The organism is Nocardioides sp. 616, assembly GCF_002930065.1.
Lineage (GTDB): Bacteria > Actinomycetota > Actinomycetes > Propionibacteriales > Nocardioidaceae > Nocardioides > Nocardioides houyundeii.
Genome location: NZ_POAG01000019.1, coordinates 181814 through 203488, shown reverse-complemented (window position 1 = coordinate 203488; position 21675 = coordinate 181814). Strand labels below are relative to the sequence as shown.

Below are 21675 nucleotides of genomic sequence, written 5' to 3'. Positions count from 1 at the left end.
CCTGCTCGGCGGGGGCTTCTGTCACGTCACGGGTGACTCGGTGGAACGCCGACTCAGTGGAACGAGTCGCCGCACGCGCAGGAGCCGGTCGCGTTGGGGTTGTCGATCGTGAAGCCCTGCTTCTCGATGGAGTCGACGAAGTCGATCATCGCGCCGTTGAGGTAGGGCACGCTCATCCGGTCGACGACGACGGTGACGTCATCGAAGTCGGTGGTCACGTCGCCGTCCAGGGTGCGCTCGTCGAAGAAGAGCTGGTACCTCAGACCGGAGCAGCCGCCGGGCTGCACCGAGATCCGCAGCGCCAGGTCCGTGCGACCCTCCTGCTCGAGGAGACTCTTGACCTTGGCGGCGGCAACGGGGCTCAGGTTGATCTGGTCGGTGCGTCGCTCTTCGGTGGTCTCGACCTGCTCGGTCATGTGATCTCCCGTGGGGATAGGTCGCGGTTGTTACCGACCCCAATGCTCTCACAGACCCGGTTATTCCACAGGGCCGCCAGCTCAGGACGACCAGGTGCGGGCCACGCGCTCGGCCAGCTCCGCGAGGGCCTCGCCCGGAGCGCCGAACGCCCTGTCCTCCCCGATCAGGTCGACGACCGAGTACGCCGACTCGATCCCGAGCGCGCGCATCTCCCGGGCCCCGACGAGCACCTGACCCGCCAGTGCCACACACGGGCGCAGCGCCTGCGCGGCGATCTCGGCCACCCCGTAGGGCACCTTCCCGGCCCTGCTGGAGAAGTCGAAGGCGCCCTCGCCCGTCAGCACCAGGTCCGCGCGCCGGGCGCGTCCTGGGAGGTCGACCGCCCGGGCGACCAACGAGATGCCCGGCTCGCGGCTGCCGCCCAGCAGCAGCAGGGCGTAGCCGAGCCCTCCCGCGGCACCGGCTCCGGGCTCCAGCGAGAGCCGCCGGTCGCACACCTCGGCGTACCGCTCCAGGGCCGCGTCCAGGGCCGGCATCCGGTCCTCGGCGACGCCCTTCTGGGGCCCGTAGGTCTTGACCGCCCCGAACAGCCCGGTGAGCGGGTTGTCCACGTCGCTGGCCAGCACCAGCTCCACCCCATCCAGCGCCTCCCGGGGCCGGCTCAGGTCGACTCGGGTGATGCCGGTCAGACCTCGGGGTCCCTGGTCCAGCGGTCGATCCGCGGTGGCGCCCAGCGCCGCGAGGAGCCCCGCCCCGCCGTCCGTCGTGCCCGACCCGCCCAGGCCCACCACGATCCGGCGCGCCCCGGCCTCGAGCGCCGCGACCACCAGCTCACCGACCCCGAGGGTCGAGGCCACCTCGGGATCCCCGCCGCCGACCAGGTGCAGCCCGCACGCCTGCGCCGACTCGAGGTGGGCGACACCGTCGACGAGCAGGATCGAGGCCGGGACCTGCTCGCCGAAGGGCCCCGAGACCGAGGCTGCCAGCAGCTCGCCGCCGAGGGAGGCGTGAAGGACGTCCACGAACCCCGGACCTCCGTCGGCCATCGGCGCCAGGTCCAGCTCGTCACCCGGCGCGTGCCGCGCCCAGCCCGCGGCGATCGCCTCGGCCGCCTGCACCGCGGTCAGGGTTCCGGCGAACTTGTCAGGGGCGATCAGCACTCGCATGGGCACATCCTGCCCCCTCCACGTCCCAGCACCCATACGATGCGTGCCCATGGGCCTCCCCCGCACGACCCCACCGTTGGACGTCGTGGTGCGACCGATGCGCCCCGACGACGTGCCCGTGGCGGAGCGTCTCTTCGCCCACACCCTGGTCGAGCTGGAGGGCTCGCTGGCCACGTTGGACTCCCCCGCCCCCCGGCTGCGCTCGCCGCAGCGTGCCCGTCTCTGGGTGCAGCGCACCCTGCGGTTCGTCGAGGACGACCCGGCCGGCTGCTGGGTCGCGGAGGAGAACCACGCGATGGCCGGGTTCGCGACGTCCTTCCGACGCGAGAGCACGTGGTTCCTGGCCTCCTACGCCGTGGCCAGCGACCGCCAGGGACGAGGCATCGGCAAGGCCCTGCTGGAGGCTGCGCTGACGCACTCCCGCGGGTGCCTCAGGGGGATGCTCTCAGCCTCGGTGGATCCGCGCGCCGCGCGACGCTACAAGGCGGCCGGCTTCGACCTGCATCCCCAGATGACGCTCAGCGGATCCCTCGACCTCAGCCAGGCCCCGGAGATCAGCCACGTGCGAGGCGGCACCTCTGGAGACCAGGAGTGGATGGACTCCCTGGACCGGTCCGCACGGGGCGCCGCGCACGGACGCGATCACGAGTTCCTGCGCGAGACCCACCACCTCCAGGTGCTCGACCGCAGCAGCGGGCGGGGCTACGTCTACACCGACGAGGCGGGGCAGGTGGCCGTGCTCGCCGCCTCCAGCCGCCGTACCGCCACCAGGCTGCTCTGGCACACCTTCCTGTCCTGCCCGACGCCGGAGACGACCCTCTCGCACGTCACCGCCGCCAACCAGTGGGCGGTGGACGTGGGCATGGCGGCCGGGCTGTCCCTGAGCACCCGGGGCTACCTCGGCCTTCGAGGCCTGAAGCCCCCGACGCCGTACCTGCACCACGGCGCCCTGCTCTGAGCGGGACGAGGCCACTGCCTGCGCCCCGCCGGGCGCACGTTAGATTCGTGGGGTGAACGACGTTCCCTGGATCGAGGCCCGCACGCTCGACACAGAGACCGTCCGCGAGACCTGGGCGCTCGCTGCCCGGCACGTGCTCGCAGACGTGGCTCGGGAGTACCACGCGGTGATCGGCGTCGCCGAGCTCGGCGAAGCCGTGCAGCAGCGGACCCGGATCAGGAACCGCCAGCCGGCGAGCCAGTGGGTCGGCGACGTGCTCTACCGCGTCGCCAAGGACTGCGTGCGTCGACGCGAGCCGCTGCTCGGGTCGCTGTGCGTCGGGCCCGACGGCCGGATGAGCGACTGGTACGCCGACACGGTCGCCGCCGTCCGGGGCGACGTGGTCACCGACGTGGAGCAGCACGCGGCCCAGGAGCGGCTCGAGTGCTATCGCACCCACGGGGCCGAGCTGCCGCCCGATGGGGGCCAGCCGGCTCTCCCGCCCCAGCGGCCGGCGACCGCTCGCGCCAGCCGGACCAGCTCGTCGCCGCGCGCCGCGAAGACGTCGCCGGCCCGCCCCGCCGCCCGCAAGCCCGAGCCGGTGGCCGCGCCGGTCTGCCCCAGGTGCTTCATGGTGCTGCCCTCGACGGGGATCTGCGACAACTGCGACTGAGAGCCGGCCCGCCCCGGCACCCTGCTGGCTCGGCCCCCTCAGTCGCGGTGCGATCTCCCCGGCAGATCCAGCATCCGCTGCAGCGCGACGCGAGCCCACTCCTCGGTCTCGTCGTCGACGTCGATCTGGTTGACGACGTCGCCGGCCACCAGTGACTCCAGCGCCCAGACCAGGTGGGGCAGGTCGATCCGGTTCATCGTGGAGCAGAAGCACACGTTGCGATCGAGGAAGACGATGTTCTTGTCCGGGTGGGCGTCGGCAAGGCGCTTGACCAGGTTCAGCTCCGTGCCGATGGCCCAGGTGGAGCCGGGCGCCGCCGCCTCGATGGTCTTGATGATGAACTCGGTGGAGCCCACCAGGTCGGCCTTCAGCACGACCTCGTGGCGGCACTCCGGGTGCACCAGCACGTTGATGCCGGGGTGCTTGGCGCGCAGCTCGTCGACGACCTCCTCGGTGAACCGCCCGTGCACCGAGCAGTGACCACGCCACAGGATGACGCGCGCGTCGCGCAGCTGGTCCGGCGTGAGCCCTCCGCCCGGCAGGAGCGGGTCCCACACCACGCAGTCCCCCAGCGAGAACCCCATCTTCAGCACGGCGGTGTTGCGACCCAGGTGCTGATCGGGGAGGAACAGCACCTTGGCGCTGCCGGGAGCATCTGGCCGCTGGTCGAACGCCCACTCGAGCGCGACGTCGGCGTTGGAGGAGGTGCACACGACCCCGCCGTTGCGTCCGCAGAACGCCTTGATGTCGGCGGAGGAGTTCATGTAGGTCACCGGCACGACGCTGTCCTGGATGCCGGCGTCGGCCATCGCGTCCCAGGCATCCTCGACCTGGGCGAGCCGCGCCATGTCCGCCATGGAGCAGCCGGCGGCGAGGTCGGGGAGGATCACCTTCTGGGAGTCGGAGGTGAGGATGTCGGCGGACTCGGCCATGAAGTGGACGCCGCAGAAGACGATGAACTCGGCTGCGGGTCGGGCGGCCGCGTCCCGGGCCAGCTTGAAGCTGTCGCCGGTGACGTCAGCGAACGCGATCACCTCGTCGCGCTGGTAGTGGTGGCCCAGCACGAAGACCCGGTCCCCCAGAGCCGCCTTGGCTGCGGCCGCGCGGGCCACCAGGTCCGGGTCCGAGGCCGCCGGCAGGTCGCCGGGGCACTCGACCCCGCGCTCAGCTCCGAGGTCGCGCCCCTTGCCCAGCGGAAGGAGGGGGAGGTCGATCGTCGTCATACCTGGATCCTAGTCCGCGACGATCACGGTCCCCGCGGGTCGCCCGGCTGCTGGCAAGGTGAACCAGACCTCGCTGCCTCCGCCGGGACGCGGCGCTGCCCCCATCCGGCCCCCTGCCGCCGTCACGATGCGCAGGGCGGTGGAGAGGCCCAGCCCGAGCCCGGGGACCTTCTTGTCCAGGCGCACCATCGGGTCGAAGATCCGCTCGCACTCATCGGCCGGGATGCCACGAGCGTTGTCGAGGACGCTGATCCGCCACTGGCCGCCCAGGTCCTCGGCCGAGATCTCCACCTCGGGCTCGACGCCGTCGTGGGTGAACTTGCGAGCGTTCTCGATCAGGGACACCAGCACCACCCGGAGGCCCCCGGGGTCTCCCACGACCGTCGGCAGGGTTCCCGAGACCCGCACCTGACCGGCCAGCACGTCCTCGAGATCACCGAGCGTCCGCTCCACCTCAGCTTGGAGGTCGGTCACCCCTGCCACCGGCTCCTGGGCGTAGGAGAGCAGGTCTGCGGTCATCCGCTTCATCCGCAGCGCGCTGCTGCCGGCGCGGTCCAGCAGCGAGGCCAGGAGTGCCTGGGAGCCCTCGTCCACCTGGTCGCGGGCGATCTCCAGCGACATCGCCACGGCCGCCAGCGGGTTGTTGAGGTCGTGGGCGACCTTGCCCAGCACCTGCGTGAGCTGCTCCTGCGACCGTGCCGCCGCCTCCCGTGCCTCGAAGGCCTGGTGGGCGAGCGCCTCGGACTCCAGGGCGCCCACCACGCCGTCGGCCAGCACGGAGAGGTCGTGGACCACGCCCTCGTCGATCTCTCGGGGCGCCGCGTCGAGCACGCGGAGGACCCCCAGCTGCGCACCGTCCGAGACCAGCGGAAGCTCCGCGACCACGTGCATGCCGGGCCGCTGGTCCTGGGGCGGCCCGGACAGGGTGGCCCAGCCCTGGGCCGAGGCGACGTCGACGGCGACGGCTCGCACGCCCGCGAGACGGGCCGCCAGGCCGGTGAGCGCGTCGAGCCGAGGTCGTGGCGCCGGGGTCAGGGCGCCGGCGGTCTCGAGGTCATGGAGCCGGGCATCGGTGGGGCTGGTCACAGTCCCGGAGCATCCCACACGGCGAGCCACCTCTGGAGGTCTTTCTCCATCGGCAGCTCGCCCGCGAGCTGGTCGCGCAGCTGGATCTCGAGGAGGTTGTCCCGGCGGTGCTCACCCGGCACGGGGGCGAAGGGGTAGAACGTGCCCTGCTTGTAGAGGTAGACCAGCCCGACGCTTCGGCCCGTGGCGTCCGCGAACGGCACCATGGTGCACAGCAAGCCGCCGCCGAAGCCCTGGGCCTCCAGGCTGGAGTTGACCGCGTGCAGTCCGGTGCACAGCCCTGCCAGGTCGTCCGGCTGGCCGTCCACGACCAGCCAGGTGTAGCCGTAGGAGTCCTGGGTGGTGCGGACCGCCGGGGCCTGGGGGTCGGCCTCCAGCAGCTCGACGACCTCGCGCTGAGTCTGGGCGAAGGCTGCCCCCGCGGTGGCGCGGTAGCACACCGATCCGGTGCCGGTGGGCTCGAACCCGGCGGCTGTCTGGAGCGTCATGGAGGCGCTGGGCACCAGGAACAGCGCGTCGAGGTCCGGGGCCTTCGGTCTGGTCCGGCCCAGCACCGCATCCCACAGTCCCACGGCTCAGCCCATCGGGCGGCCGAGCTCGGCCTGGATCCGGGCGAGCTGCTCGAGACGCTGCTCCAACGACGGGTGGGTCGCGGTGAGAGTCTTGAGGGAGGCACCGCTGACGGCGGGGGCGATGAAGAAGGCGTTCATCGCCTGGGCGCCCCGGAGGTCGCGCTGCGGGATCGCCGACATCTCCCCGGTGATCTTCTGCAGCGCCGAGGCGAGCGCCGCCGGCTTCATGGTCAGGTAGGCCCCCGCGCGGTCCGCCGCCATCTCGCGATAGCGCGAGAGCAGCCTCATCAGCAGGAAGCTGACCGCGTAGACGACCAGGCTGACGACCAGGGCGATGGCGAAGCCAGCGGCCGCTCCCCCGTTGTTGCGGTTGCGGGTCAGGCCGCCGAACTGGGCGCCCCTGGTCATCATGCCCGCCACGATGCCGGCCGACGAGGCGACGGTCATGACCAGCACGTCACGGTGCGCGACGTGGGAGAGCTCGTGGGCCAGCACCCCTTCGAGCTCCTCGGCGTTCAGCTTGCCCAGGATCCCGGTGGTCACGCAGACCACCGACCGCTGGGGTGAGCGTCCCGTGGCGAAGGCGTTCGGGATGTCCAGGTCGGCGATCCCGACCCGAGGCTTGGGCATGTCCGCCATGGCGCACAGTCGGTCGATCATCCCGTGCAGCTCGGGCGCCTGCTCCGGGGTGACCTCGCGGGCCCTCATGGCGCGCATCGCCACCTTGTCCGAGCTCCACCACTGGTAGAACGCGATGCCGATGCCGCCGAGAGCGATGAGCACCGCGAAGTTCGGGAACAGGTAGATCAGCACGACCACGAGGCCCACCAGCAGCGCGCCCAGCAGGAACATGACCAGGCCCATGCGAGCGACCAGCCCGTTGTCCTTGATGAAGCGCGAGTGGGCCATGTCAGCCTGGGATGAGTCCGTCGTCGCTGAGCATGCCCTTGACCTCGTCCAGCGTCGCGTCATCCATGGGCAGGATCAGGTCTGACTCGTCAAGGCTGTCAGCCGGGTGCAGGACGCCGACCTCCCGCACACCGGCCAGCAGCGCCTGGAGCGTCTGGGCGAAGGCGACCTCGTCGAGCGCCTCTACGGCGGTCTCCAGGGCGGAGTCGAGCTGGTTGAGCTGCTCCAGGTGCTCGTCCGCCACGTCGTACTGCCCCTCACCGAGGATGCGAACGATCATCAGGCCTGTCCCTCCGTGGTGGTGCGGCGCGGCTCCTGGCCCAGGATGTCGCCGGACTCGATCGCCTCGGGGCTCTTGCCCGCCTTGAGGCGGGCCAGCTCGGTCTCCACGTCGGACTGCGAGCTCATCGCGTCCAGCTCGCGGCTGATGTCGTCGCTACCGCCGACCTGCGAGACGTCGTCGAGGGCGCCGGAGCTGATCAGCTCGTCGATGGCGCCGGCCCGGGCCTGCAGCTGGGCAGTCTTGTCCTCGGCCCGCTGGATGGCCAGGCCGACGTCGCCCATCTCCTCGCCGATGCCCGACATCGCCTCGCCGATGCGGGTCTGCGCCTCCGCCGCGGTGTAGGTGGCCTTGATGGTCTCCTTGCGGGTGCGGAACGACTCGACCTTGGCCTGCAGCCGCTGCTGCGCGAGGGTGAGCTTCTCCTCCTCGCCCTGGAGGTTGGCGTGCTGGGTCTTGAGGTCGTTGATCTGGGTCGCGAGCCCGGACTTGCGGGTGAGGGCCTCGCGAGCAAGGTCCTCACGACCCATCTCGATGGCCTTCTGGGCCTGCGCGGTCAGCTTGTTGGCCTGCTGCTCGAGCTGGTTGACCTGGAGCTCCACGCGCTTGCGGCTCGTGGCCACGTCAGCCACGCCGCGGCGCACCTTGGAGAGCAGCTCGAGCTGGCGCTGGTAGCTGTAGTCGAGCGTCTGTCGGGGGTCCTCCGCCCGGTCCAGCGCCGAGTTCGCCTTCGAGTGGAAGATCAGGCTGATGCGCTTCATGAGACTCATCGGGGCGGGCCCCTCCCTTGTGTGCTGGTCGTGTGCTGTGCAACTCACCCTATGACCAAACCCCAAGCGGGGCGAGACAAGAGTCGACCTGCCCGGAGAAGGTAGGCTTTGCGCGTTCACCCGCCGCTTCGTCCGAAGGCCCCCGCGTTGTTCCGTCGCAGCAAGTCCGACTCCCCGTCCACCACCTCGGAGCCGGTCCCGCAGACCACTGCGGCAGCCGAGAGGCCCGGTGCCAAGGGTCGCCCCACGCCCACCCGCAAGGAGGCCGAGGCGGCCGCCCGGGCCAGGGCCAAGGTGCCGCGCACCCGCAAGGAGCTGGCTGCGGCCCAGCGCGCGGCTCGCGCCGAGTCCAGCCAGAACGTGCGCACCGCGATGAAGTCCGGCGACGACCGTCACCTCCCGGCCCGCGACCGGGGCCCGATGCGGCGCTTCATCCGCGACTTCGTGGACGCCCGCTTCTCGTTCATGGAGCTGATGCTGCCGGTGATGCTGGTGACCTTGATCCTCGGCTGGTCCGGCCGCCCGTACCTGGTCAGCATCGGCAACACCCTCCTCTTCGGGGCCTTGATGCTGATCGTGCTCGACGCCGTCTTCCTGCGCTTCAGGCTGCGCCGAGAGCTGGCGGCCCGCTTCCCCGGCGAGCCGACCAAGGGGACGACGTACTACGCGATCATGCGGGCCCTGCAGATCCGGTTCATGCGGCTGCCCAAGACCCAGGTCAAGATCGGCCAGGCGCTGCCCGAGCGCTACCGCTGATCGCGACGTGGATCCGCTGATGACGTGGGGGCTGGTCGCCGGGGTGCTGGCTGCAGCCCTCTTCGGCGTCTCCGCCGTCGTCCAGGCCCACGCCGTACGGCGGGGCACCACGGCCGCCGACGGACTCGGCGCCTTCGTCAGCGCGGGGATCCGCGACCCGCTGCTGCTGGCCGTGGTCGTGGCCTACCTCCTCGGCTTCGTCCTGCACGCGGTCTCCATCTGGCTGCTCCCCCTCTACCTCGCGCAGGCGACGATCTCGCTGTCGCTCCCGGTGACGGCGCTCGCCTCGCGCCGGCTCTCCGAGGGCCTGGGGCGGCGGGCCTGGGCGGGCGTGGCGGCCATCACCGCAGGCCTGCTGCTGCTGGCCTACTCCTCCGGCCCGCCCGGGGACGTGGTCACCAACTGGTGGTTCTCCGGCATCCTGGCACTGGCCACGTGCCTGCTGGTGCTGTCGGGCCGGCTGGGGGGCAGCGGCAGCGGCAGCGGCGCGATGCTGGGCTGGCTGGCAGGCCTGGGGTACGCCGGCTCGGCCATCGCCGTGCGCGGCGTCGGGTGGCCGATCGAGCCGCCCATGGTGCTCGCCGCCGTGCTGGTCCCCGCGCTGGGCCTGCTGGCCTTCTGGTTGTACTCCGCGGCCATGGAGCGCGGTGCGGTGTCCGCCGCGACCGCACCCCTGATCACCGCCCAGACGTTCGTCCCGGCACTGGTCGGGCTGGCCCTGCTGGGCGACGGCGTGCGGCCGGGGTGGTGGCCCGGCATCGTCGTGGGGCTGCTGCTGGCGGTCGGCGGGTCAGGCGTCGTAGTCCAGGACCACGCGGGGAGCCGTCGGGTGTGACTGGCAGGTCAGCACGTAGCCGTCCGCGACCTCCTCGGGCTCCAGGGCGTAGTTGAGGTCCATCGCGACCGTCCCCTGGACCACCTTGGCGCGGCAGGTGCCGCACACCCCGCCCTTGCACGCGAAGGGCAGGTCGCCGCGCACGGTCGCCATCGCGTCCAGGACAGAGGCACCGTCGGGGCGCAGGTCGACCTCGCTGGCGCGCCCGTCGAGGTGCGCCACCACCCGCGCCGACCCGTCCGGGGTGGCGACCTGGGTCAGGCTCCTCTCAGGCACCGACTCGCCGTCCCGGGGCGCGGTGGCATGGAAGAGCTCCACGTGCACCCGTCCCGTGCCGCGGGCCACCAGCAGGGCGCGCAGCTCGGTCATCATCGGCTGCGGGCCGCACAGGAACCAGTCGTCGACCTCGGCGGAGTCGACGAACGCCGAGAGCAGCTGCGCGAGCCTGGCCGCATCGAGCCGGCCCGACAGCAGCGTGGCGTCCCGGGCCTCCCGGGAGAGCACGTGCAGCACCTGGAACCGGGTGGGGTGGGCGTCCTTGAGGTCGTGGACCTCGTCGAGGAACATCGCCGACGCCGCGGTCCGGTTCGCGTACAGCAGGGTCACGGTGGAGCCGGGCTCCCCCTCCAGCAGCGCGGTCACGATGGAGAGCACCGGGGTGATGCCCGAGCCTGCGGCGATCGCGACGTACGAGGCGCGCCGCGCGGGGTCCGGGGCTGCCACGAAGCGCCCCTCGGGCGTCATCACCTCGAGCACGTCACCGGGACGCAAGGTGCTGACCACCTTGTCGCTGAAGGCACCACCGGGCAGGCGCTTGACGCCGATCCGCAGCATCCCGCTGGACGGTGCGGCGCACAGCGAGAAGGAGCGACGCACCTCGTCGGGGCCGAGGACCGTCAGGTGCTGTCCTGCGGAGAAGGTGTAGTCGTCCACCAGGTCGTCAGGCACCTCGAAGGTGATCGCCACAGCCTCGTCGGTGAGGGGGTCGACCCGGGCCACGGTCAGCGGGTGCGCGGTCGCGTGCGGACGAGCCATCACAGAGCCTTCACAGGGCCTTGAAGTGGTCGAACGGCTCGCCGCAGGAGACGCACACCCACAGGGACTTGCACGCCGTGGACCCGAACCGGCTGGACTCCCGGGTCTCCAGGCTCCCGCAGACGGGGCAGCGCACCGACACCGGGACGAGGACCGGCCCCCGCGGGGCCGGCGGGGCTATGCCGTGCTCGGCGAGCTTGCGGCGCCCCTCGTCGGTCATCCAGTCGGTGGTCCAGGCGGGCGCCAGCACGAGCTCCACGCAGATCCGGCGGTAGCCGGAGCGGCTCAGCACCTCGATCAGGTCCTCGCGGATGGACTCCATCGCCGGGCAGCCGGAGTAGGTCGGGGTGATCTGGACGTGGACCCGCCCCTGGTCGTCCTCGGTGACGTCGCGCAGGATGCCCAGGTCCTCGATGGTCACCACGGGCAGCTCGGGATCCTCCACCGTCGAGGCCAGCGCCCAGGCCCGCGAGCCTCGTCCCGTGGCCGGGCCGCTCACCACGTCGCCCCCGGGTGGGAGCGGGCGAGGTGCTGCATCTCGGCGAGGAGGAAGCCCATCTGCTCGGTGTGCAGGCCGTGGCGGCCCCGGGAGACCGCGTCGGGGTCCGTGGGCAGCGTCAGGGTCGCCGTGTCGACCACGGCTTCGATCTCGGCACTGACCTGCTCGCGCAGGGTGGAGGGGGCCAGCACCGTCCCTGTCGCGGCCAGCCCGGGGTCCAGCCAGGAGTCGTCGAAGAGCTCGTGCACCCAGGGCCACTCGGCCGCGAGCGCCGCCTGCATGCGCCGGTGGGACTCCGCGGTCCCATCGCCCAGCCGCACCACCCAGTGCTGCGCGTGGTCCCGGTGGTAGGCGACCTCCTTGACGGCCTTGGCCGCGATGGCGGCGAGCATGTGGTCGGATCCTCGCGCCAGCTCGGCGTAGAGCACGTGCTGCCAGGTGGAGAGGCACAACAGGCGGACCATCGTCACCCCGAAGTCCGTCTGAGCACGCTCCACCAGGCAGACGTTGCGGAACTCGCGCTCCTCCCGCAGGTAGGCCAGCTCGTCCTCTCCCCCCGCTCGGCCGGTGAGCCCTGCGGCGTACGACAGCAGGGAGCGTGCCTGTCCGAGCTGGTCCAGGGCGATGTTGGCCAGGGCGACGTCCTCCTCCAGCTGGGGGGCGCGGCTGAGCCACCAGGCCAGGCGCTGGCTGGAGACCAGCGCGTCATCGGCCAGGCCCAGCACGTAGCGCGCCAACGCTGGGTTCACAGGTGCTCGACCCCCTCCGGCACGTCGTAGAAGGTCGGGTGCCGGTAGACCTTGTCCGCGGCGGGGTCGAAGAAGGAGTCCTTCTCCTGCGGGCTGCTCGCGGTGATGGCCGCGGACGGGACCACCCAGACCGACACCCCCTCCTGGCGACGGGTGTAGACGTCGCGGGCGTTGCGCAGCGCCATCTCGGCGTCCGGGGCGTGCAGGGACCCGGCATGCACGTGGGACAGCCCGCGCCGGGAGCGCACGAAGACCTCCCACAGCGGCTCGGTCCAGGCGCTCATGCGGCACCGGGATCCCGCGCCGCCTGCTTCGCCGCGTACGCCGCGGCCCCCGCCCGCACCCAGGCGCCGTCCTCGTGGGCGCGCACCCGGTGCTCCAGGCGCTGTGCGTTGCAGGGTCCCCGCCCGGCGATCACCTCGCGGAGCTCGGTGAAGTCGACGGGAGAGAAGTCGAAGTGCCCCCGCTCCTCGTTCCACCTCAGCGCCTGGTCGGGCAGCGTGAGTCCCAGCGCCTGCGCCTGCGGGACGGTCATGTCGACGAAGCGCTGGCGCAGCTCGTCGTTGGAGAAGCGCTTGATCCCCCACGCCGACGACTGGGCGGAGTGCTGCGAGGCGTCGTCGGGCGGTCCGAACATCATCAGGCTGGGATGCCAGTAGCGGTCCACGGCGTCCTGGGCCATGTCCCGCTGAGCCGGGGTGCCCCGACTGAGGGTGTGCAGGATCTCGAAGCCCTGCCGCTGGTGGAAGGACTCCTCCTTGCAGACGCGGACCATGGCGCGGGCATACGGGCCGTAGGAGCAGCGGCACAGCGGCACCTGGTTGACGATGGCGGCGCCATCGACCAACCAGCCGATGGCACCGACGTCGGCCCAGGTCAGGGTCGGATAGTTGAAGATGGAGGAGTACTTCTGCGCACCCCGGTGCAGCTTGTCGAGCAGCTCGTCGCGGGAGACCCCGAGCGTCTCGGCCGCGGCGTAGAGGTAGAGACCGTGTCCGGCCTCGTCCTGCACCTTCGCGATGAGCACCGCCTTGCGGCGCAGGCTGGGTGCCCGGCTGATCCAGTTGGCCTCGGGCTGCATGCCGATGATCTCGGAGTGCGCGTGCTGGGCGATCTGGCGCACCAGGGTGTCGCGATAGCCCTGCGGCATCGCGTCCCGCGGCTCGATCCGCCCGTCCTCGGCCAGCAGCCGGTCGAACTCGTCGTCCGGCACCCGGGTGACCGCCTGCCTGTGATCCACATCACGACACTAACACCGGTATGACACTCGCATGCAACTCAAACGTGTCCCTGTAATGGACAGGACAAGGCAGGATGGCCCCATGAACAGCCCCACCGCAGACGTCTCCGTCCGGATCGCCTGGGTCGACGACGCCGCCGCCATCGCCGAGCTGCAGGTCGTCGCCTGGCCCGCCCTGTACGACGGTCTCGTGCCGCCCGACGCGCTCCCCCAGGACGCCGAGGCACTCGCGCCGGTGTGGCGCCAGGCGCTGAGCCGTCCCGCGGACGCGCGCAACCGGGTCCTGGTCGCGCTCGAGCGCAACCGCATCGTCGGCTTCGCCCTCACCTCCCCCGCGGCCGACCCCGACTGCGACCCCATCGCCGACGGCGAGATCGCCGAGATCACCCTCCACCCGGAGGAACGCCGCAAGGGCCACGGGTCACGGCTGCTGCAGGCCGCGGTCGACACCCTGGTGGCCGACCGGTTCACCCGTGCGGTGACGTGGGTATCGGCAGGGGACGACGCACTGCGGAGCTTCCTCGTCGAGGCCGGCTGGGCCCCCGACGGGGCACACCGGGAGCTCGCCCTCGACGGCGCCGAGACCTCCGGCCTCAAGCAGGTCCGCCTGCACACCGCCATCGACTGATGGGCTCGGAGCCGGTCCCGGCGCCCGGTCCGGAGCCCGGGCTCCCGGACGCCGAGCGGCGCGGGATCGTGCGTGACTCGCTGGCCGTGGGAGCCGCCACCGGCCTGTACGGCGTCTCGTTCGGGGCCATCTCGGTCTCCAGCGGGCTGAGTGTGGCCCAGACCGTGGCCCTGTCGCTGCTGATGTTCACCGGGGCGTCGCAGTTCGCCCTGGTCGGGGTCGTGGCTGCGGGCGCCTCCGGCTGGTCCGGCGCGCTCACCGCCCTGCTCCTGGGCACCCGCAACACGCTGTACGGACTGCGACTGGCCCCGCTGCTCCAGCTCGGGCCCGCGACCCGCTTCGCCGCCGCCCACGTGGTGATCGACGAGTCCAGCGCGATGTCGGTGACCCGGTCGTCCCGGGAGGCGGCGCGGCTGGGCTTCTGGACCACCGGCGTCTCGGTGCTGGTGCTGTGGAACCTGGCGACCCTGGTGGGGGCGGTCGCCGGCAACGCACTGGGCGACCCGCGGCGCTACGGGCTGGACGCAGCCGTGGGAGCGGCCTTCCTGGCGCTGCTGTGGCCGCGCCTGGCCGCGCGTCGCCACCAGGTGGTGGCACTCCTGGCGGCCGCGGTGGCACTGGGCCTGGTGCCCGTGACCCCTGCGGGGGTCCCGGTGCTGGCGGCGGGCGGCGTCGCCCTGCTGGTCGGACTGCTGGGGCGCGGCACCGAGGGCGATGCCGGGGACGCGGTCCGTCCCGCGGGCGAAGGGCGAGACTGATGTGGACCGCGGTGCTGGTGGCCAGCCTCGGCTGCTACCTGCTGAAGCTGGCGGGCCTCTCGGTGCCGGCGGCGGTGCTCGAGCGGCCGGCGGTACGGCGGGTCGCCGACCTGATCCCCGTGGCTCTGCTCGCCGCCCTGGTGGCGGTGCAGGTGGCCGCGTCGGACTCCACGCTGGTCCTGGACGCGCGGACCGGCGGGCTGGCCTTCGCGGTCCTCGCCCTGGTGCTGCGCGCGCCGTTCCTCGTGGTGGTGTTCGGAGCGGCGCTCACCGCCGCCCTGATCCGCATGGTCTGACCCGGCGGGCTATTCCAGGCTGGGCAGGTCCAGGAGGTGCTCCAGCCCGACCGTCAGGCCGGGACGCCCACCGATCGCCCGCAGTCCCACGAGCACACCCGGGGTGAAGGAGGCGCGGTCCAGGGAGTCGTGCCGGATGGTGAGCGTCTCCCCCAGCTGTCCCAGCACCACCTCCTGGTGGGCGACCAGCCCTCGGATGCGTAGTGCGTGCACCGGCACCCCGTCGACGTCGGCGCCGCGCGCACCGGGCAGCGCGGTCGAGGTGGCGTCGGGCATGGGGTCGGACCCGGCGGCCCGGCGCGCGGCGGCGATCAGCTCCGCGGTACGGCGGGCCGTGCCCGAGGGCGCATCGGCCTTGTCGGGGTGGTGGAGCTCGACGATCTCCACGGAGTCGAAGAACGGGGCCGCGAGCGCCGAGAAGCGCATCATCAGGATCGCGCCGATGGAGAAGTTGGGGGCGATGAGGACTCCGGTGCCCGGGGAGTCCGCGAGCCAGTCACGCAGCGTGCCCAGCCTGTCGTCGTCGAAGCCGGTGGTCCCGACCACGGCATGGATGCCGTGCTCGACGCAGAACCCGAGGTTGTCCATCACCACGTCGGGGTGGGTGAAGTCCACGACGGCCTGCGCGCCGGTCCGGACCAGCTCCTCGATCGGGTCGTCGGCGTCGAGAGAGGCCACCAGGCTCAGGTCGGTGGCCTGCTCGACGGCACGGCACACCTCCCGCCCGACCTTGCCTCTGGCTCCCAGGACTGCGACACGGAGTGCTTCGACGTCGTTGATCACGGCTCATAATCTAGCCGCGCGAGGCTGGAACGGGTGCCGGTGGCTGACTCCCGGACCGCGTAGTGGCAGGCTGTCCACCATGGCTCTGCAGACGATTCCGCCGCGGCTTCGCTGGGCGGTGGACATGATGGACGTCCAGCCCAGCGACCAGGTCCTGGAGATCGGGTGCGGCCCAGGAGCCGGCGCCGAGCTGATCTGCGGCAAGCTCGAGTCTGGAAAGCTCTTCGCCATCGACCGCTCAGAGTCCGGCGTCGACCGCACCAAGCGGCGCAATGCCAAGCACGTGGAGTCGGGTCGGCTCACGGTCCGCCAGATCGACCTGGCCACGTTGAGGGTCCCGGTCAAGCGCCTCAACAAGGTCTTCGCCTTCAACGTGAACCTCTTCTGGGTGCGCGACTGCCCCGACGAGATCGCCCTGCTCCACGAGCGGGTGGTCCCCGGCGGCGCGGTGTTCCTGTTCTACGACGCCAACCGGCCCGAGCTGGTGCCCACCATCGCGGAGCGGGCCTCCCGGGCGCTGGCCGCCGGCGGGTTCCGCGTCTCGATCATCGAGCAGAAGGCTCCGCCGGTGATCGGCGTGATCGGCCGTCGTTAGGCCAGAGCCTCATACCTTGCTCATATTAGGTTTGCACCTAATAATGACACCTCATCAGATACTTTCCTTCTGAGGAGGTAGCCATGCGGGCCATCGTGCTCACCGCCGACCAGCGCTCCAGCAGGTCGTCGGCCGACGCCGTTCCCGACGTGCTGGCCACGTTGGCACGACGGCCCACCTTCCGAGCCTTCCAACGCACTGCGGGGGACGAGATCCAGGGGGTCCTGACCGCCCCCGAGTCGCTGGCACCGGTGCTGGAGGACCTGATGCGCGACGGCCGCTGGCACGTCGGGCTGGGACTCGGCCAGGTCGAGACGCCCCTGCCGACCTCGACCCGGGAAGGCCGTGGTCCGGCGTTCGTGGCCGCCCGCGAGGCCGTCACCACGGCCCGCACCGCCCCGTGGCACCTGCGGGTGGCCGGTGCCGACGTCGTCTCCCGTCACCTCGAGTCGACCCTGTGGCTGTGGGCCGCGGTGCTCGACCGCCGTACCGAGAAGGGGTGGCAAGTGGTCGACCTCGTCGACCAGGGCCTCTCCTACGAGGGGGCGGGGGAACGGCTCGGGGTCAGCCAGTCGGCCGTCAGCCAGCGCGCAGCCGCCGCAGGACTGGTCGAAGGTCGCCGGGCCCGCGAGCTGGTCGCCGCGTGGGCCGGGCAGTGGCTCGCCGGAGGGGACGCGTGAGCGCCGCGACCGCCACTGTCGCGGGGCTGCTGACCGCCGCGCTGGCGCTCTCGGCCGTGGGCTGGCAGGTGCGCCGACGTCGGCTGGTGGCGGCGCTCACCCTCGTCCTCCTCGCGACCGCGGCCCTGCTCGCCGCGCTGTGGACCGGCGAGGCCCCGAGCGCACGCTGGAGCGTCGCCCTGGTGGTGCTCACCGGGGCGCTGGCCGTGGCCGGCGGGGGCCCGGTGACCACGGCCGTCTTCACCCTGGTCGACGGCCGCGACCTCGACGACACCGGCTCGGTACGCCGTGCCGCCGAGGTGCTGCGCGGTGGGGCCTGGATCGGCGCCCTGGAGCGGGCGGCCATCTTCGTCTCGATCGCCGCCGGCTGGCCGGAGGGGATCGCCATCACCTTGGCGCTCAAGGGCCTGGGGCGATACCCGGAGCTCCGTCACCAGGAGCGGCCGGGTATCGCCGAGAGGTTCCTGATCGGCACCTTCGTCAGCGTCCTCTGGGCGGCGTCGTGCGCAGGCGTGATGCTGCTGACCTGAGCCGATCAGGGACCGACGACCGCCAGCAGCTCCGGCTGGGTGAAGAGCTCGGCGGCAAGGTCCCTGACCTCGGCCAGCGTCACGGCATCGATCCGGGCCAGGATCTCGTCGATGCTGAGGAGCTCGTCGTAGACCAGCTCCGCCTTTCCGAGCCTGGACATCCGCGCACCGCTGTCCTCGAGACCGAGGACGAGACCGGCGCGCATCTGCCCCTTGCCGCGTACCAGCTCCTCCTCGGTGATCCCCTCTGCCGCCACCTTGGCGAGCTCGCCCCGCACGGTCTCCAGCACGTCGTCCACCTTGGCGGGCAGGCACCCCACCGCGACGCCGACGACCCCCGCATCGTCGTGGTGGCTGGCGAAGGAGTACACCGAGTAGGCCAGCCCCTTGTGCTCGCGCACCTCCTGGAAGAGCCGCGAGGAGGTGCTGCCACCCAGGGCGGTGTTGAGCACTCCCAGCACGAAGCGCCGCGGGTCGTTGCGGGTGATGCCCCTGACGCCCAGCACCAAGTTGACCTGCTCGAAGGGGCGCCGCAGGTGCGACTCCCCCGCCGACACCCTCCGCGCCTCGGTCCCGACGCGGGGCCGCACCGGAGGCTCGTCCCCCACCAGGAAGTTGTTGCGCCCGAAGGCCCGCCGCACCGTGCGGACCGCCGACGCGTGGTCCACGTTTCCCGCGACCGTCACGACCATGTTGGCCGGACGGTAGTGACGCTTGTAGAAGCGCAGCACCTGCGCCCGGGTCAGGGCGGTGATGGAGGCCTGGGTGCCCGCGATCGGGCGGCCCAGCGGAGAGTCCCCCCACGCCTGCTGGGCGAACAGGTTGTGCACCGCGTCGTCGGGGTCGTCGTCGTGCATCGCGATCTCGTCCAGGATCACCTCACGCTCGGCCTCGACGTCGTCCTCGGCGAGGGTGGAGCTGGTGATCATGTCGCCGATGACGTCCACGGCCAACGGCAGGTCCTCGTCCAGCACCCGCGCGTGGAAGCACGTGTACTCCTTGGCCGTGAAGGCGTTGAACTCGCCCCCCACCGCGTCTAGTGCCACTGAGATGTCCAGCGCGGAACGCTCGCGCGTGCCCTTGAAGAGCAGGTGCTCAAGGAAGTGCGAGCAGCCGTGCAGCGTGGGCGACTCGTCCCGGGAGCCCACCGACACCCAGACGCCGACGCTCGCCGAGCGCACGCCTGCCATCTGCTCGGTGACCACGCGCAGGCCACCGGGGAGCAGGGTACGACGCACCCGGGAGGTGACCTGTCCGTCCTCGTCCTTGACGGTCTGCAACGTGCGGGTCGACCCGACCGGCTGGGTCGGCGCAGCAGGGGTAAAGGCCGACCGGCCAGCAGAATTCTGCTGGCCGGTCGTCCTCTGACTTCTGGAGGTCACTCGGAGTCGGACCCCTCGGGGGCGTCGGCGTCCGACCCAGCAGCCTCGTCCTCGACCACGGGGACCAGCGAGAGCTTGCCGCGGTCGTCGATCTCGGCGATCTGCACCTGGACCTTCTGGCCCACCGACAGGATGTCCTCGACGCTGTCGACGCGCTTGCCGCCGGCCAGGTCGCGCAGCTTGCTGATGTGCAGCAGGCCGTCCTTGCCGGGCATGAGCGAGACGAACGCACCGAAGTTGGTCGTCTTCACGACCGTCCCCAGGTAACGCTCACCGATCTCCGGCATCGTCGGGTTGGCGATGGCGTTGACCGCGGCCTTGGCAGCCTCGGCGGCAGCGCCGCTCGTCGCACCGATGTAGACCGTGCCGTCGTCCTCGATGGAGAGCGTCGCGCCGGTGTCGTCCTGGATCTGGTTGATCACCTTGCCCTTCGGGCCGATGACCTCGCCGATCTTGTCGACCGGCACCCGGACCGTGATGATCCTGGGCGCGTGGATCGACATCTCCTCCGGAGCGTCGATGGCCTCGGCCATGACGTCCAGGATCGCGTGGCGGGCGTCGCGCGCCTGCTTCAGTGCCGCGCCGAGCACCTCGGCGGGGATGCCGTCGAGCTTGGTGTCGAGCTGCAGCGCCGTGACGAACTCACGGGTGCCGGCGACCTTGAAGTCCATGTCACCCATGGCGTCCTCGGCTCCGAGGATGTCGGTCAGCGCGACGTACTCGGTCTTGCCGTCGACCTCTCCGGAGATGAGGCCCATCGCGATGCCGGCGACGGAGGCCTTCAGCGGCACACCGGCCTGCAGCAGCGACAGGGTCGAGGCGCAGACCGAGCCCATCGAGGTGGAGCCGTTGGAGCCCATGGCCTCGGAGAGCTGGCGGATCGCGTAGGGGAACTCCTCGCGGGTGGGCAGCACCGGCAGCAGTGCCCGGCGCGCCAGGGCGCCGTGCCCGACCTCGCGACGCTTCGGGGAGCCGACGCGGCCGGTCTCACCGGTGGAGAAGGGCGGGAAGACGTACTTGTGCATGTAGCGGCGGTGCTTCTCCGGGGAGAGCGTGTCCAGCTGCTGCTCCATCTTGAGCATGTCGAGAGTGGTGACACCCATGATCTGGGTCTCTCCGCGCTCGAACAGCGACGAGCCGTGGACGCGAGGGATCAGGCCGACCTCGGCGTGCAGCGGGCGGATGTCGGCCAGGCCGCGTCCGTCCATCCGCACCTTGTCGCGCAGCACCCGCTCGCGCATGAGCGACTTGCTCAGCGATCGGAAGGCAGCGCCGATCTCCTTCTCGCGGCCCTCGAAGTCGCCAGCGACCTTCTCGAGCAGGGAGGCCTTGATCGCGTCCAGGCGCTCCTCGCGCTCCTGCTTGCCCGCGATGAGGAGCGCCTCGGAGGTCTCGTTCTTCACCGCGGCCTCGACGGCGGCGTACACGTCGTCCTCGTAGTCGAGGAAGACCGGGAAGTCCTGGACCGGCTTGGCGGCTTCCTTGGCGAGCTCGGCCTGGGCCTCGCACAGCTGCTTGATGAACGGCTTGGCCGCGTCGAGACCCTCGGCGACGACCTCCTCGGTCGGCGCCTGCGCGCCACCGGAGACCAGGGAGAGGACCTCCTCGGTGGCCTCGGCCTCGACCATCATGATGGCGACGTCACCGGTGTCGGTGACGCGACCGGCCACGACCATGTCGAAGACAGCGTTCTCGAGCTGGCTGTGGCTCGGGAAGGCCACCCACTGGCCCTCGATCAGCGCGACGCGCACGCCGCCGACCGGGCCGGAGAACGGCAGGCCGGAGAGCTGGGTGGAGAGGGACGCGGCGTTGATCGCCAGCACGTCGTAGGGCATGTCGGGGTCGAGCGCCAGCACGGTGATGACGACCTGGACCTCGTTGCGCAGACCCTTCTTGAAGGTCGGGCGCAGCGGCCGGTCGATCAGGCGGCAGGTGAGGATGGCGTCCTCACCCGGACGACCCTCGCTGCGGAAGAACGAGCCGGGGATCTGGCCCACGGCGTACATCCGCTCCTCGACGTCGATCGTGAGGGGGAAGAAGTCGAAGTGGTCCTTCGGCTGCTTGGAGGCGGTGGTGGCCGAGAGCAGCATGGTCTCGTCGTCCAGGTAGGCGGTCACCGAACCGGCGGCCTGGCGGGCCAGGAGGCCCGTCTCGAACTTGACGGTGCGCTTGCCGAACTTGCCGTTGTCGAGAACGGTCTCGACTGCAGAAATAATGGGTTCCACGGAGTATGTGGTCCCTTTCTCTTCGCGGAGCGACCACGCGGTTGACCTGCCCCCAACGGGGGTGGGCCGGTCTTCGATCGAGGCTCGCAGGCCAAGAACGTCTCGCTCTCGCGAGCTCTTTCCTGAGGGCCACTACCGAGGACCGAGCCGGATCGGCGGGTCGCTCCTGATGGGTTTTGGTGTTCAGTTGTGCGTGCGGGCCACGCCCACGGTTGAAATGTTAGCGAAAAATGCGTGGGAGGGCCCACCCGCACGGGTGGACCCTCCGCAACATCAGCGTCGCAGGCCGAGGCGCTCGACGATCGAGCGGTAGCGCTCGATCTCGGTCTTCTGCAGGTAGTTCAGCAGACGACGGCGCTGGCCGACGAGCAGCAGCAGACCACGACGGCTGTGGTGGTCGTGCTTGTGCTGCTTGAGGTGCTCGGTGAGGTGCGAGATGCGGTGGCTGAGCAGTGCGATCTGCACCTCGGGCGAACCGGTGTCGCCCTCGGTGGTGCCGTACTCAGCGATGATCTTCTTCTTGGTCTCCGCGTCGGTACCGATTGACATGCGAAGGCTCCTTCCGGCCCACCTGGGGCTCACTCGTTGCGCGGCGCGCCGGGGCCTGTTCACCCGGGCACTCTGGATCCGCGGCCGTTGGACGGCACGTGG

27 protein-coding genes are annotated in these 21675 nt (G+C 71.3%); 10 read left to right on the top strand and 17 right to left on the bottom strand.

What is annotated here, in order from left to right; genetic code table 11:
* Positions 1-53: 53 nt before the first annotated feature.
* Both erpA and C5H89_RS12225 read right to left on the bottom strand, forming a co-directional pair.
* A complete protein-coding gene (gene erpA / locus C5H89_RS12230) occupies positions 54-416 on the bottom strand; it encodes an iron-sulfur cluster insertion protein ErpA (protein ID WP_101524106.1) in 363 nt (120 codons plus the stop codon).
* Between the two features lie 81 nt (positions 417-497).
* Entirely contained in the window at positions 498-1583 is a 1086-nt protein-coding gene (locus C5H89_RS12225; protein WP_104107288.1) for a glycerate kinase, read from the bottom strand.
* 49 nt (positions 1584-1632) lie between these two features.
* Here C5H89_RS12225 and C5H89_RS12220 point away from each other — a divergent pair, with 49 nt between their 5' ends.
* The gene (locus tag C5H89_RS12220; RefSeq protein ID WP_104107287.1) at positions 1633-2541 is read left to right on the top strand and encodes a GNAT family N-acetyltransferase; all 909 of its coding nucleotides are present in this window, start codon (positions 1633-1635) and stop codon (positions 2539-2541) included.
* A gap of 52 nt (positions 2542-2593) precedes the next feature.
* Complete coding sequence (locus C5H89_RS12215) at positions 2594-3193, top strand: hypothetical protein (protein ID WP_104107286.1); 600 nt, start codon at positions 2594-2596, stop codon at positions 3191-3193.
* Positions 3194-3231: 38 nt separating this feature from the next.
* On the opposite strand, the gene nadA is transcribed toward C5H89_RS12215, so the two are convergent.
* The 6 genes from nadA to C5H89_RS12185 are packed head-to-tail and all read right to left on the bottom strand — an operon-like array spanning position 3232 to position 8033.
* Positions 3232-4416 (bottom strand): quinolinate synthase NadA, encoded by a 1185-nt coding sequence (gene nadA / locus C5H89_RS12210; protein ID WP_104107285.1) that lies wholly within the window; start codon positions 4414-4416, stop codon positions 3232-3234.
* Positions 4417-4425: 9 nt separating this feature from the next.
* The gene (locus tag C5H89_RS12205; protein WP_104107284.1) at positions 4426-5502 is read right to left on the bottom strand and encodes a HAMP domain-containing sensor histidine kinase; all 1077 of its coding nucleotides are present in this window, start codon (positions 5500-5502) and stop codon (positions 4426-4428) included.
* Positions 5499-6074, bottom strand: a complete 576-nt coding sequence (locus tag C5H89_RS12200; RefSeq protein WP_104107283.1) for a hypothetical protein — start codon at positions 6072-6074, stop codon at positions 5499-5501. The genes C5H89_RS12205 and C5H89_RS12200 overlap by 4 nt, the downstream gene beginning before the upstream one ends.
* A gap of 3 nt (positions 6075-6077) precedes the next feature.
* On the bottom strand, positions 6078-6983 hold the full coding sequence (htpX, locus tag C5H89_RS12195) for a zinc metalloprotease HtpX (RefSeq protein ID WP_104107282.1): 906 nt from the start codon (positions 6981-6983) through the stop codon (positions 6078-6080).
* A gap of 1 nt (position 6984) precedes the next feature.
* Positions 6985-7263 carry a hypothetical protein gene (locus tag C5H89_RS12190; RefSeq protein ID WP_104107281.1) on the bottom strand — a complete coding sequence of 93 codons (279 nt, stop codon included), beginning with the start codon at positions 7261-7263 and terminating at the stop codon, positions 6985-6987.
* A complete protein-coding gene (locus C5H89_RS12185; RefSeq protein ID WP_205305000.1) occupies positions 7263-8033 on the bottom strand; it encodes a PspA/IM30 family protein in 771 nt (256 codons plus the stop codon). The genes C5H89_RS12190 and C5H89_RS12185 overlap by 1 nt, the downstream gene beginning before the upstream one ends.
* A 147-nt stretch (positions 8034-8180) precedes the next feature.
* Here C5H89_RS12185 and C5H89_RS12180 point away from each other — a divergent pair, with 147 nt between their 5' ends.
* Both C5H89_RS12180 and C5H89_RS12175 read left to right on the top strand, forming a co-directional pair.
* Positions 8181-8789 (top strand): DUF3043 domain-containing protein, encoded by a 609-nt coding sequence (locus C5H89_RS12180; protein ID WP_104107279.1) that lies wholly within the window; start codon positions 8181-8183, stop codon positions 8787-8789.
* A 19-nt stretch (positions 8790-8808) separates the two neighbouring features.
* Positions 8809-9624 carry a hypothetical protein gene (locus C5H89_RS12175; RefSeq protein ID WP_104107278.1) on the top strand — a complete coding sequence of 272 codons (816 nt, stop codon included), beginning with the start codon at positions 8809-8811 and terminating at the stop codon, positions 9622-9624.
* Here the strand turns inward: C5H89_RS12175 and C5H89_RS12170 are convergent.
* From C5H89_RS12170 to paaA, 5 genes are read right to left on the bottom strand one after another with little or no spacing between them, the layout of a single operon-like run.
* Entirely contained in the window at positions 9580-10659 is a 1080-nt protein-coding gene (locus C5H89_RS12170) for a 2Fe-2S iron-sulfur cluster-binding protein (RefSeq protein ID WP_104107277.1), read from the bottom strand. The two genes, C5H89_RS12175 and C5H89_RS12170, sit on opposite strands and share 45 nt — an antisense overlap.
* A 10-nt stretch (positions 10660-10669) precedes the next feature.
* Positions 10670-11158, bottom strand: coding sequence for a 1,2-phenylacetyl-CoA epoxidase subunit PaaD (gene paaD, locus C5H89_RS12165; protein WP_240181831.1), 489 nt, complete (start codon positions 11156-11158; stop codon positions 10670-10672).
* Positions 11155-11907 (bottom strand): 1,2-phenylacetyl-CoA epoxidase subunit PaaC, encoded by a 753-nt coding sequence (gene paaC, locus C5H89_RS12160; protein ID WP_240181830.1) that lies wholly within the window; start codon positions 11905-11907, stop codon positions 11155-11157. The genes paaD and paaC overlap by 4 nt, the downstream gene beginning before the upstream one ends.
* Complete coding sequence (gene paaB / locus C5H89_RS12155) at positions 11904-12191, bottom strand: 1,2-phenylacetyl-CoA epoxidase subunit PaaB (protein ID WP_101524093.1); 288 nt, start codon at positions 12189-12191, stop codon at positions 11904-11906. Before paaB ends, paaC begins: the two co-directional genes overlap by 4 nt.
* Positions 12188-13147, bottom strand: coding sequence for a 1,2-phenylacetyl-CoA epoxidase subunit PaaA (gene paaA, locus C5H89_RS12150; RefSeq protein WP_104107274.1), 960 nt, complete (start codon positions 13145-13147; stop codon positions 12188-12190). Before paaA ends, paaB begins: the two co-directional genes overlap by 4 nt.
* Positions 13148-13229: 82 nt before the next feature.
* Here paaA and C5H89_RS12145 point away from each other — a divergent pair, with 82 nt between their 5' ends.
* Genes C5H89_RS12145 through C5H89_RS12135 form a run of 3 tightly spaced genes read left to right on the top strand, consistent with a single transcriptional unit; the run spans position 13230 to position 14829 of the window.
* Entirely contained in the window at positions 13230-13775 is a 546-nt protein-coding gene (locus tag C5H89_RS12145) for a GNAT family N-acetyltransferase (protein ID WP_104107273.1), read from the top strand.
* A complete protein-coding gene (locus C5H89_RS12140) occupies positions 13775-14533 on the top strand; it encodes an AzlC family ABC transporter permease (protein ID WP_104107272.1) in 759 nt (252 codons plus the stop codon). Before C5H89_RS12145 ends, C5H89_RS12140 begins: the two co-directional genes overlap by 1 nt.
* Positions 14533-14829 carry an AzlD domain-containing protein gene (locus C5H89_RS12135; protein ID WP_104107271.1) on the top strand — a complete coding sequence of 99 codons (297 nt, stop codon included), beginning with the start codon at positions 14533-14535 and terminating at the stop codon, positions 14827-14829. Before C5H89_RS12140 ends, C5H89_RS12135 begins: the two co-directional genes overlap by 1 nt.
* A gap of 9 nt (positions 14830-14838) precedes the next feature.
* On the opposite strand, the gene dapB is transcribed toward C5H89_RS12135, so the two are convergent.
* Positions 14839-15609 carry a 4-hydroxy-tetrahydrodipicolinate reductase gene (dapB, locus tag C5H89_RS12130; RefSeq protein ID WP_104107517.1) on the bottom strand — a complete coding sequence of 257 codons (771 nt, stop codon included), beginning with the start codon at positions 15607-15609 and terminating at the stop codon, positions 14839-14841.
* Between the two features lie 82 nt (positions 15610-15691).
* Here dapB and C5H89_RS12125 point away from each other — a divergent pair, with 82 nt between their 5' ends.
* The 3 genes from C5H89_RS12125 to C5H89_RS12115 all read left to right on the top strand — a co-directional run bounded on the left by C5H89_RS12125 (position 15692) and on the right by C5H89_RS12115 (position 17417).
* Entirely contained in the window at positions 15692-16207 is a 516-nt protein-coding gene (locus tag C5H89_RS12125) for a class I SAM-dependent methyltransferase (protein WP_101524087.1), read from the top strand.
* An 83-nt stretch (positions 16208-16290) separates the two neighbouring features.
* A complete protein-coding gene (locus C5H89_RS12120; RefSeq protein ID WP_104107270.1) occupies positions 16291-16887 on the top strand; it encodes a transposase in 597 nt (198 codons plus the stop codon).
* Positions 16884-17417 carry a hypothetical protein gene (locus C5H89_RS12115; RefSeq protein WP_104107269.1) on the top strand — a complete coding sequence of 178 codons (534 nt, stop codon included), beginning with the start codon at positions 16884-16886 and terminating at the stop codon, positions 17415-17417. The genes C5H89_RS12120 and C5H89_RS12115 overlap by 4 nt, the downstream gene beginning before the upstream one ends.
* A 5-nt stretch (positions 17418-17422) precedes the next feature.
* On the opposite strand, the gene C5H89_RS12110 is transcribed toward C5H89_RS12115, so the two are convergent.
* From C5H89_RS12110 to rpsO, 3 genes are all read right to left on the bottom strand, one after another.
* Complete coding sequence (locus C5H89_RS12110) at positions 17423-18697, bottom strand: pitrilysin family protein (protein ID WP_240181829.1); 1275 nt, start codon at positions 18695-18697, stop codon at positions 17423-17425.
* 98 nt (positions 18698-18795) lie between these two features.
* Positions 18796-21024: a polyribonucleotide nucleotidyltransferase gene (locus tag C5H89_RS12105; protein ID WP_104107267.1), complete on the bottom strand. Its 2229-nt coding sequence runs from the start codon at positions 21022-21024 to the stop codon at positions 18796-18798.
* 273 nt (positions 21025-21297) lie between these two features.
* A complete protein-coding gene (gene rpsO, locus C5H89_RS12100) occupies positions 21298-21573 on the bottom strand; it encodes a 30S ribosomal protein S15 (RefSeq protein ID WP_101524083.1) in 276 nt (91 codons plus the stop codon).
* Between the last annotated feature and the right edge of the window lie 102 nt (positions 21574-21675).